This window comes from Janthinobacterium sp. LPB2021202312-11-4, from assembly GCF_037049705.1.
Classification (GTDB): Bacteria; Pseudomonadota; Gammaproteobacteria; order Pseudomonadales; family Pseudomonadaceae; genus Aquipseudomonas.
On the sequence record NZ_JBAGKV010000002.1, the window covers coordinates 305,253 to 315,633 of the forward strand.

The window sequence follows — 10,381 nt, forward strand, 5'->3', positions numbered from 1 at the left end:
GAATAAATATTTTTGGCGCCAGATCGTTGACCGCACCGCCCCTGTAGGAGCTGCCGAAGGCTGCGATCTTTAGCTCTTGATCCTCGTCGATTTGGGGGGCGTCAAAAGATCGCAACCTTCGGCCGCTCCTACGGAGGGTGAACCGGCTGTTCAGCGGAAATCCCGGCTGCGCACGCTGATGCCATCGAGCAACGGGCTCAGGTCGCTCAAGCGTCCGGCAATCAAGTGCCGCACCTCGCCTTCCTTTTCCCAGCGCCCATCGACCTTGAGTAATTGCGACCCCACCAACACCTGGCGCTGCCGCTCGGCCAAATCACGCCAGACCACCACGTTGACGTTGCCGAACTCGTCTTCAAGAGTGACAAAGGTCACGCCACTGGCGGTGCCCGGTCGTTGACGGCCAGTCACCAGCCCGGCGACGCTGACGGGCCGGCCATGCTCGACGTCGAGCAGTTCCTTTGAACTGCGGCAACGCCGGGCTTTCAAGTCTGCACGCAACAACGCCAGCGGGTGCGGCCCGAGGGTGGTGCCCACCGCTGCGTAATCGGCTTGCAAGTCTTCACCCACGGTGGGTTTTGGCAAATCGACTTCAGGTTCTTCCTGACGCGGCAACCCGGCAAACAACCCAAGTTGTTTCTGCACCCCGGCCACTTCCCAGCGCGCTCGATGGCGATCACCGGCCAACCCGCGCAAGGCGCCGGCATCGGCCAGTTGCTCCTGGGCGCGGGCGTCGAGCTGCGCCCGTTCGCCGAGGTCGGCGATGTCGGCAAATGCGCCCCTCAACCGCGCAGCCTCGATGCGCCGGGCATCGTCCTCGCGAAAGCCCTTGATCATGCGCAAGCCCATGCGGATCGCCGGTTGCGCGCCGCTGATCGGTTCCAGGCTGCAATCCCAATCACTGGCGCGCACGTCCACCGGGCGAATCTGCAGATGATGCCGGCGGGCGTCCTGCAGAATCTGGTCCGGGCTGTAGAAACCCATCGGCCAGCTATTGATCAGCGCACAGGCGAACGCTGCCGGTTCGTGGCATTTGAGCCAGCAACTGGCGTAGGTCAGCAAGGCAAAACTGGCGGCATGGGATTCGGGGAAACCGTAGCTGCCGAAGCCTTTGATCTGCTCGAAAATCTGCGCGGCGAATTCTTCCGTATAGCCGTTGTGCTTCATGCCGGCGGCCAAGCGCTCCCTGTGTGGTTCCAGTCCGCCGTGACGCTTCCAGGCAGCCATGGAACGGCGCAACTGATCAGCCTCGCCGGGACTGTAGTCGGCAGCAACGATGGCGATCTGCATGACTTGCTCCTGGAACAACGGCACGCCCAACGTGCGCTCCAGCACGACTTTCAGTTTTTCCGAAGGGTATTCGACCTCCTCCTCACCTTTGCGACGACGCAGGTACGGGTGCACCATGCCGCCCTGAATCGGCCCCGGACGGACAATCGCCACCTCGATCACCAGGTCGTAGAAGTTCACCGGTTTGAGCCGGGGCAGCATCGACATTTGCGCCCGGGATTCGATCTGGAACACACCGATGGTGTCGGCACGGCCAATCATTTCGTAGGTGGCCGCGTCTTCGGACGGGATGGTCGCCAGGCTCAGATCAAGGTTTCTATGGTGTCGCAGCAGATCGAAACAACGGCGAATCGCGCTAAGCATGCCCAGTGCGAGGATATCGACCTTGAGCAACCCGACCGCATCAAGGTCGTCCTTGTCCCACTGGATGATGGTGCGCTCGGCCATGGCCGCATTTTCCACCGGCACCAGACTGTCCAGCGGTTGCTCGGAAATCACGAAACCGCCGGGGTGCTGGGACAGGTGCCGGGGGAAACCGATCAACTGCCCGGTCAGGCTCAAGACCCGGTGCAACACCGGGCTCTCGGGGTCGAACCCGCCTTCCAGCAAGCGCTCGACGGGTGGCGTCTTGTCACTCCAGTGGCCGCAACAATCGGCCAGGGCATTGATCTGATCCGGCGGCAGGCCCAACGCCTTGGCCACATCGCGCACCGCGCCGGCCGCATGGTACGTGCTGACCACCGCTGTCAGCGCGGCGCGGGTGCGGCCATAACGCTGAAACACATACTGCAAGACTTCTTCGCGCCGCTCGTGCTCGAAATCCACGTCGATGTCCGGCGGCTCGTTGCGTTCCTTGGAGAGAAACCGTTCGAACAGCAACGTGGTGCGATCCGGGTCTATTTCGGTGATGCCCAAGGCATAACACACCGCCGAGTTGGCCGCCGAACCCCGGCCCTGGCAGAGGATTTTCTGGTCATGGGCGAAGCGCACGATGTCGTGGACCGTCAGGAAATAGCTCTCGTAGCCCAGCTCGGCGATCAGTTCCAGTTCCTTGTCGATCTGGAGCAGTACTTCAGGTTTCGGCGCTCTTTCCCAGCGCCACTTTATGCCTTCTTCGGTCAAATGACGCAGCCAGGAAGTCGCCGAATGACCGTCAGGCACCAGCTCCCGGGGATATTGATAGCGCAACTGGCCCAGGTCGAAGGTGCAACGCCGGGCGATGACCAGCGTTTCATCGAGCAAGGCCGGCGGATAGATTTCGCCCACAACATCGAGGCTGCGCAGGTGCCGTTCACCATTGGGATGAAGGCGCAAACCGGCCGCCGCCACCGGCAGGTGATGGCGGATCGCGGTCATGGTGTCCTGCAAGGCGCGCCGGCCACGGGCGTGCATGTGCACATCGCCGCTGGCCACCGCCGGGATTCGCAGTTCCCTGGCCAGCATCAACAGGTCGTTCAGCCGTCGGTTATCGTCCTGCCCACAATGCAACTGGACCGCCAGCCACAGGCGTTCGGCGAAGGTCTGTTTGAGCCAGTGACCGCTTTTAAAGTCATCCACCGCATCCGGCACCCACAAGGCCAACAGCCCCGGTAGCGGTTCGTCGAAGTCCTCGCGCAGCACTTGATACTGGCCTTTCTGCGTGCGGCGCCGGGCACGGGTGATGAACCGGCACAACGCCTGATAGCCTTCAAGGTTTTCCACCAGCAGCACCAGCTTCGGCCCGTCCTCGATGCGTATTTCGCTGCCGATGATCAGCGGCAACTCAACCGACTTGGCTGCTTGCCAGGCCCGGACGATCCCGGCCAGGGTGCATTCATCGGTGATCGCCAGCGCCTGATAGCCTTGCTGTTTAGCCCGTTGAAACAACTCCAGCGCACTGGAAGCCCCGCGCTGGAAGCTGAAATTCGACAGGCAATGCAGCTCGGCATACTCGACGCTCATGCGAACCAGCCTTGCAGCCACAACGGACCGCCCTCACCCACCGCACGATAGGCCCAGCCCTGTTGGCCGGCGCGAGTCTGGATCAGGTAATAATCCCGGCGCACGTCAGCGCCGTCCCACCAACCGGATTCGATGCGCTCCGGCCCCATGAGGATACGCGCCGAACCTTCGTGCACCGCGAGCGGTTCGGTCAGCAGCCAGCCCGGCCGATGCACGCCGGGCAATCCGCCACAGAGTTGACTGTCGACGGTGGTCTGCCAGGCACATTCAGGGCGGTGATCGGCCTGGAAGCGCAAACCCTGCACTGCTTCGTCACCCAGCCGTGCCCGCAGGCGTTCGCGCAATTGCTCCCAGGGCAAGGACTGCTGCGGACGGTCGTCGAACAGTTCCTGACGCTGGGGCACGAAGCTCGGCAGGTCTTCGGCGCGCAGGCGAAAACCGCGCACCGGGGCTTCGACTTGCACTTGTTCCAGTCGGCCCCGAGCCAGTTCGAAGAGCATCGCCGGGTCACGTTCGGCACTGAGCAGCCCGACCTTGATCACGCTGTCGGGCAACCCGGCGTGTTCCAGGTGCAGGTCGAAACGCTGCACGCCGCTGTCCCGACCGCAGAGGAATGCCGACAAATCGCCGGTCAATCGGCGTAATGGAAACAGCAGCGCCTGATGGGACTGCACGTCGAAGTTGAGTTCGATGCGCACATCGAAACGGTCCGGTGGCAGGTAGAACGCCAGGGCCAGGTGTCGCAGGCCGAACAACGCGTCCAGATGCTTGAGCACCTGGGCCTCGAAACGCCGGGCCAGGGTATGCCGGGGCAGCGCCTGCACCTGACTCAAGGTGCGCAGGCCCATGCGCGACAACGCCGTGGTCACCGAAGGTTCAAGGGCGACCCGGTCGACGGGTAACTGCCCCAGGTGATAGCGCAAGGCTTGATCATCCGGCACCACCAACCCGTCATAAACGTTGGCCAATACCCGTGCCGCCACCGGGTTGGGCGCAGCGACTATCCGGTGACGAAAACCCAGTTCGGTGAGTTCGGTGCGCAAGCGTGCCTCGAACTGCGGCCAGGCGCCGAACAGGCCCAGGCTTGATTCGATTTCAAACACCACGGCGCGGGGGTAATGCACGCTGACCTGGGAGCTGAACCGATAGGCCCAGGCCGCAAGAAACTGCTGCCAATACTCAATCTCGGCGGCGTCGTATTCAGCCGTGACGAAGCCTTTGCTCAAAGCCTGGGCGGCAGTCATCGACTGGCCCGGACGCAAGCCGAGCGCCCGGGCCGCAGCGTTGACCGCTTGCAGCACCCGACGCTGGGCCGGGCCAGTCAGCAGCGCCAGCGGCTCATCGGGATCGGGGCGCTGGCGCAGTACCGCGTCCAGCGCCAATTGCGGGAACAGAATGCAGACCCAGCGCATGGCAACCTCAATGCCCCATGGCAAAGGCAATCGGCGCCGCGCGGGCCAGTCCGCCGCGACACTTCAAGACCCGTAACTGCGCAGGCCTGGCGTCGATGGCAATGCGCAGGGCCGCCGGCGAAGGGTTGACCGCTTCAGCCAGCGAGCGATAGGCAAACGCCAGGGTCGAGCCGGTTTCCGCCGCCACCTGCAAGCGCCGCAACGCCCGGTCATCGGCCTTGTGCGGCCAGCACAGCACCGCACCGCAACTGCCCGAGCGCAGGCATTGCTCCGCCGCCCACAACGCATCGCGCTCGCTGGCCTGGATGATCGACAACTGGCGCAAATCGACCCCGGCGTTCTGCCAGGCCTGGGGGTATGGCACGTACGGCGGTGCGATCAGCACGATGCGCTCGCCCGCCGCCGACAACCGCGCCAGGGCCGGCCACACCAGTTGCAACTCGCCGACGCCCTGCCCGGCCAGGAGGATTTCGGTCAGCGCCGCTTCCGGCCAGCCACCGGTGGGCAACGCCGCATCCAGCGCGGCATGCCCGGTGGGTTGCGGGCTGACGGCCGGGGGCGCAGGCCGGCCCTTCCAGACCAGGCCGCCATTGAACAGCGTATCCAGCGCAACGACGGCGCCCATCACCCTTGCCTCACCAGGCCACAGAACACGCCTTCGATGGCCAGGTCCTGATCGGCTTCGACGATGATCGGTTTATAGGCCGGGTTGCGTGGCAGCAGTCGCACGGTGTCGCCGACCCGCTCGAAACGCTTGATGGTGACTTCACCGTCGAGCCGCGCCACCACGATCTGGCCGTTCAGCGCCTCAGGGTTGCGGTGCACGCCCACCAGATCGCCGTCGAGAATGCCGTCCTCGATCATCGAATCGCCCTGGACCCGCAGCAGGTAATCCGGCACCCGGGAGAAGATCGACGGGTCGAACAGCAAACGGCTGTGAACCTCGGCATCCGCGCCAATCGGCGCCCCCGCCGCCACCCGGCCGAGCACCGGGATGTCCAGCAACTCAGGCCGTGCCGGTTGCCCGAGCAAGCGAATGCCCCGGGCCTGATGCGGGTTGACCTCGATAAACCCTGCTTCGGTCAGCGCCAGCACATGCTTGCGCGCCACGCTGCGGGAGGCGAAACCAAAGGCCTCGCTGATTTCAGCGAGGCTCGGGGACTGACCGTGCTCCGCGATTCGATCACGGATAAAGGTCAGGATGGCAGTACGGCGGGGAGTGAGAGTCGTCATGGAGTACATTTGTACTCTTTTGACATTTTCCTGGCAAGTGCCAGCGGTGTAGGAGCTGACGAGTGAAACGAGGCTGCGATCTTTTGATCTTGATCTTTAAAGGCAAGATCAAAAGATCGCAGCCTCGTTTCACTCGTCAGCTCCTACAGGGAAGTTCAGCCGCGCTTGAGGATCTGGTCCATCACCCAATCGGTCTTCAACGCCTCCCCGGCCAGCGCCGGGTGCTGGGTTTCACCACGAATATGGGCGTTCATGCCCAACACGTGATGCCACTGGATGTGTTCGTGATGCTCGATGTGCAGGCTGATTTTTTCATCGGCATCAAGCATTACAGGCTGTTCATCGAACACCGAGAAACTGATCCGGCCTTGGCTGCCGATCACCTCGACCCGGTCCTCACGCCGATCCGCCACGAAGTTCCAGCACCCCATCCCCATCGCGCCCGACGCAAAACGCCAACTGGCGCTGACGGCGTCTTCAGCCGCATACAACCCGGCTTGACGCCCGGTGAAACCGGCGACTTCAACAATGTCGCCAAGCAGATACTGGAACAAGTCAAACCCATGGCTGGCCAGATCGGCAAAGTAGCCGCCACCGGCAATCACCGGGTCGGTGCGCCAGTTTTCGGCGCCACTCAAGTCGTTCGGTGACGGGGCTTTGGTCAGCGTCCAGGTCAAATGCCGGACCTCGCCGATCCGCCCTTCTTCCAGCCATTGCCGCACTTGCTGGAAGCGTGGCAACGAACGTCGGTAGTAGGAAACGAACAGTTGCAAACCGGCAGCGCTGAACACCTGCTGCATCTCACGACTTTGCCCGGCATTCAGCGACATCGGTTTTTCGACGCAGCAATGTTTGCCGGCAGCGGCGACCAGCAGGGCATAAGCGTGGTGACTGTCGGGTGGCGTGGCGATGTACACCGCGTCCACCTCGGGGTCGTTGATCAGCGATTGAGCGTCGGTGTAGACCCGGGCGATGCCATGGCGCGCAGCGTAATCGGTCACCGCTTCCAGGCGTCGGCCCATGACCGCCACCAGCGCCGAACCGGGCGCTTTATAGAAGGCCGGTCCGCTTTTGCGCTCAGCGACGCTGCCACAACCGATCATGCCCCAGCGCACCACGCTCATATTCACTCCTTGAGATTCAGCCAATGCGCAATGCGCGCAGGTCCAGATGACCGTCCTTGAGCGGCGGGCACCAGTAATAGCCGCCGGTAATCGGGCGACTCATGCGGTACAAACCATCGGTGATGCCGTCTTCCAGCCCGCTCATGCGCCGCAGTTGCGCTTCGAATGCGTCGAGGGAAAAACCGAACGCCAGGAACATCAAACCGGCGCGGTCGCCTTCGATCCACGGCATCGAACGGCGGACCACGAAGGCTTCGGGGGCGAAGCTTTCCTGGGCGGTGCGTTTGACGTGGGCGGAGATCGGCGCGTCGTCGAGTTCTTCGTTGTCGCTCAGGCGGCGGCCCATGATGTTGTCCTTTTCATGGGACGGCATCGCGTTGAAGCCCTTGAGGTCGTGCTGCCACTGCTGGATCGCGGCGAAGCTGCCACCGACCGTGCCGTCAGCGCCATGGCCCACCAGCGCAGCGGCGACGGCGGCTTCGTCGTGGGGGTTTTCAGTGCCGTCTTCGTAACCGGTCAGGTCGTGGCCGGTGAGGTGGCGGAAGGTTTCATTCATCTGCACCAGGCGAAACGCCGGGGCCAGTGCAGCTTCGAGGGCAGTGCTGCGATTGAGCAATTCACCACGGTCCACGCCGTGCAACCAGCACCAGAGGGCGTGTTGGGTCGAGGGGTTGTCGACGCCGACGCCGGTCATGGCCGGGAATGCGCGCAGGCCTTCGATCTGACCGTGCAACGCCTTGACCAGGGACTCGCCAAAACCGACCACCGCCGACTGGCCGTCCACCAGGTGCAACAATTTGTCGAGCGCAGCCGGCAGCGCGGCGGCGGATTCGAGGGCGAAGAACATATGACGGGCTTGGGGCGGAACGGGGGTGGCGAGAATGCCCGGCTGGTAGTGACTCATATGAACTCCTTAAAAAAGAAGCGCGGAGTTTAACCGTTGCAGGGCAGTGAGCGGTAACGAAAGGCAGAACACAGCCCCTGTAGGAGCGAGGCTTGCCCGCGAAAGCGTCGGCACATTCAACATTGATATTGACTGACACAATGTCTTCGCGGGCAAGCCTCGCTCCTACAGGGGTGGCGGCGCGCAGTCTATGAGCTGACACGAAACGCCGTCGGGCTCATCCCGGTCCAGCGCTTGAACGCCCGGCGGAAGCTGCGCACGTCGCTGTAGCCGACTTCTTCGGTGATCCGTTCGATGGACATCTCGGGGTTGGCCAGCAGGCTCAATGTGCGGGCCTGGCGCACCTGTTCCAACAGCGTTTCGAAGGTCAGGGCATGTTCGGTCAGGCGCCGACGCAAGGTGCGGCTGCTCATGTTCAGGTCGCCGGCGATCTTTTCGATGTGGCTGCCCTGGGTCAGGTCCCGGGCAATCGCTCGTTCCACAGCCTGGATCAGGTCGATTTTCTGGTGCACCTGCGCCGCTTCCAGCTCCAACAACTTGACCGCCTGACGCAACGCCAGCGAGTGGTGATTGGGCAGTCGCACATCCAGCCAATGCGCGGCGATCACCATGCGGTTTTGCAGGCAACCGAAACGCACGTCCGGCCCGAGCAAACGCGTGTATTCAGCGAGGTAATCCGGCGCGGCGTGGACGAACTCCACGGCCATCGGCTTGAAGTCAGCCCCGACCAGTGCCCGGCCATACACCAAGAGGCTGGCGAAAAACTCCTCCACGGCAAACAACTGCACATCGGCAAACGGCAGCCGGCAGCCGGCATTCGATATCGACAAACACCCGATCCCCCGCCTCCTCCACGCTCGACACCACGATGCCGCCGGAGGTGTGCTGGTGGCGGATGCCCAGCTCAAAGGCATCGCGCAGGGTTTTGCACAGCGACAACACATGCCCGAGCAGGCCGAGGGTGCCGAGCACATTCTGCGCGCCGACCCACAAACCGAGCCCGCGATTGGGCAGGACCTTGAGCGCACGCTGGATCATCGCCACGGCTTGTCGATAGGAGATGCGCTGCGCCGGGTCTTGCAAATCTTCCAGGGTGAAGCCCAGCCCACGACAAAGACTCTCGGGGTTGATCCCTTTGAGTTCGGCAACTTCGGCCAGGGTTTGCAGGAGAAATGGCGAAACGAGCGCCAGCTCGTAGGTAGGGTCGACGACTTTCATTTGCATGGGGCAAGACATCCCGGATCAAGCTGAATTCTTATTTTTTGTTACCGGTTATGTCGATGGAAGTTAGCACAGGGTTTGACGGCTGTCCGCAGAAGTCCCCCTACGTGGCCGCCAATACCCTGCCCGGCCCGGCCTGAACCGCTTATTTCTATGCAACGGCCCGCGCGGCCGGCGGTGCGTCCCTAACAATAATAATGAGTACACCCATGAACCCGACCCGCACGACATTCTGCTTGCGCTTGGCTGTCAGCCTCGCCGGCGTGTTTGCCATTCACTTGCCGGCCCTGGCCACCGAGGCCGGCGTGGACAATATCGGCCCCGGCACCGATGGCTTCTTCATGTTGCCGCTGGACGTGAACAGCCTCCCGGACAACATGGTGGCCTTCAACCTCTACTACAACCATTACAAATCGACCCGATTCAACATCAGCTCCCTCGGCGGCAAAGTGCCTAAGGTCGATATCGAATCCACCGCCGTGATCCCGCGCCTGGATTACCTGAGCCCGTTGCACCTTTTCGGCGGGCGCCTGGCCGGCTACATCGCCCAGCCCTGGCTCAAGCAGGAAGTCTCGGTGTTCGGCCTGCACGACACCCGCGAAGGCATGGGCGACACCACGATTGCGCCGATCATTCTCTGGGACATGGGCAAGAACCTGACCCTCGGCGCCGCCGTGGAAATCACCGTGCCGACCGGCGAATACAGCGTCGATCGCATCGCCAACACCAGCAACAATTTCTACACCTACAAGCCGCTGTTCTCCTTCACCTGGCTGCCGACGGACAAGACCGAGGTGTCGATGAAGACCACGTACAGCTTCAACGAAAAGAACAAAGACACCGACTACAAGTCCGGGCAGATTTTCCACTTCGATTATTCCGCCAGCTACAAGATCACCGACGATGTGATGCTCGGGATCAACGGCTATTACCTCAAGCAAACCACCGACGACAAACAGTTCGGCCGCACCGTGCAGTTCAATGGCCAGGACGTCAACGACGGGGTGCGCGGCCAGGTGTTCGCCATCGGCCCGGCGCTGCACCTGACCTTCCTCAAATACGCCAGCGCGGAGATTCGCTGGGCCCGGGAATTCGACGTCGAAAACCGCCCGGAAGGCGACATGCTGTGGGCCAAGGTCAGCATTCCCTACGCGTTTTGATGAACGCCACAGCAACAACTGTGGAAGCGGGCTTGCTCGCGAATAGGCCGCCTCAGTCAACATAGATGCTGGCTGACACAGCGCATTCGCGAGCAAGCC

General features: G+C 62.7%; 9 protein-coding genes. 1 reads left to right on the forward strand and 8 read right to left on the reverse strand.

The genetic code is table 11. The features are described 5' to 3' along the window. Window positions 1-150 precede the first annotated feature (150 nt). From V5E99_RS03380 to V5E99_RS03415, 8 genes are all read right to left on the reverse strand, one after another. Window positions 151-3,249, reverse strand: coding sequence for an error-prone DNA polymerase (locus V5E99_RS03380; protein WP_499800914.1), 3,099 nt, complete (start codon window positions 3,247-3,249; stop codon window positions 151-153). After that, entirely contained in the window at window positions 3,225-4,640 is a 1,416-nt protein-coding gene (locus V5E99_RS03385; RefSeq protein ID WP_499800916.1) for a Y-family DNA polymerase, read from the reverse strand. The genes V5E99_RS03380 and V5E99_RS03385 overlap by 25 nt, the downstream gene beginning before the upstream one ends. A 7-nt stretch (window positions 4,641-4,647) precedes the next feature. Further along, on the reverse strand, window positions 4,648-5,265 hold the full coding sequence (gene imuA / locus V5E99_RS03390; RefSeq protein ID WP_499800918.1) for a translesion DNA synthesis-associated protein ImuA: 618 nt from the start codon (window positions 5,263-5,265) through the stop codon (window positions 4,648-4,650). Continuing rightward, window positions 5,265-5,873: a transcriptional repressor LexA gene (lexA, locus tag V5E99_RS03395; protein WP_499800919.1), complete on the reverse strand. Its 609-nt coding sequence runs from the start codon at window positions 5,871-5,873 to the stop codon at window positions 5,265-5,267. Before lexA ends, imuA begins: the two co-directional genes overlap by 1 nt. A 155-nt stretch (window positions 5,874-6,028) precedes the next feature. Next, window positions 6,029-6,997, reverse strand: a complete 969-nt coding sequence (locus V5E99_RS03400) for a Gfo/Idh/MocA family protein (protein WP_499800920.1) — start codon at window positions 6,995-6,997, stop codon at window positions 6,029-6,031. A 16-nt stretch (window positions 6,998-7,013) separates the two neighbouring features. After that, window positions 7,014-7,901, reverse strand: a complete 888-nt coding sequence (locus V5E99_RS03405) for a Dyp-type peroxidase (RefSeq protein ID WP_499800921.1) — start codon at window positions 7,899-7,901, stop codon at window positions 7,014-7,016. Window positions 7,902-8,089: 188 nt separating this feature from the next. Next, window positions 8,090-8,731 (reverse strand): helix-turn-helix transcriptional regulator, encoded by a 642-nt coding sequence (locus tag V5E99_RS03410; RefSeq protein WP_499800922.1) that lies wholly within the window; start codon window positions 8,729-8,731, stop codon window positions 8,090-8,092. Next, a complete protein-coding gene (locus V5E99_RS03415) occupies window positions 8,619-9,125 on the reverse strand; it encodes an AraC family transcriptional regulator ligand-binding domain-containing protein (RefSeq protein WP_499800923.1) in 507 nt (168 codons plus the stop codon). The genes V5E99_RS03410 and V5E99_RS03415 overlap by 113 nt, the downstream gene beginning before the upstream one ends. 206 nt (window positions 9,126-9,331) lie before the next feature. Here V5E99_RS03415 and V5E99_RS03420 point away from each other — a divergent pair, with 206 nt between their 5' ends. Then, window positions 9,332-10,282 carry a SphA family protein gene (locus V5E99_RS03420; protein WP_499800925.1) on the forward strand — a complete coding sequence of 317 codons (951 nt, stop codon included), beginning with the start codon at window positions 9,332-9,334 and terminating at the stop codon, window positions 10,280-10,282. The last annotated feature ends 99 nt before the right edge of the window (window positions 10,283-10,381 follow it).

Bases quoted from the DNA above. Each gene is read 5' to 3' on its own strand.
- V5E99_RS03385 (WP_499800916.1), bottom strand. From the start codon at position 4,640: ATGCGCTGGGTCTGCATTCTGTTCCCGCAATTGGCGCTGGACGCGGTA.
- imuA (WP_499800918.1), bottom strand. From the start codon at position 5,265: ATGGGCGCCGTCGTTGCGCTGGATACGCTGTTCAATGGCGGCCTGGTC.
- lexA (WP_499800919.1), bottom strand. From the start codon at position 5,873: ATGACGACTCTCACTCCCCGCCGTACTGCCATCCTGACCTTTATCCGT.
- V5E99_RS03400 (WP_499800920.1), bottom strand. From the start codon at position 6,997: ATGAGCGTGGTGCGCTGGGGCATGATCGGTTGTGGCAGCGTCGCTGAG.
- V5E99_RS03405 (WP_499800921.1), bottom strand. From the start codon at position 7,901: ATGAGTCACTACCAGCCGGGCATTCTCGCCACCCCCGTTCCGCCCCAA.
- V5E99_RS03415 (WP_499800923.1), bottom strand. From the start codon at position 9,125: ATGCAAATGAAAGTCGTCGACCCTACCTACGAGCTGGCGCTCGTTTCG.
- V5E99_RS03420 (WP_499800925.1), top strand. From the start codon at position 9,332: ATGAACCCGACCCGCACGACATTCTGCTTGCGCTTGGCTGTCAGCCTC.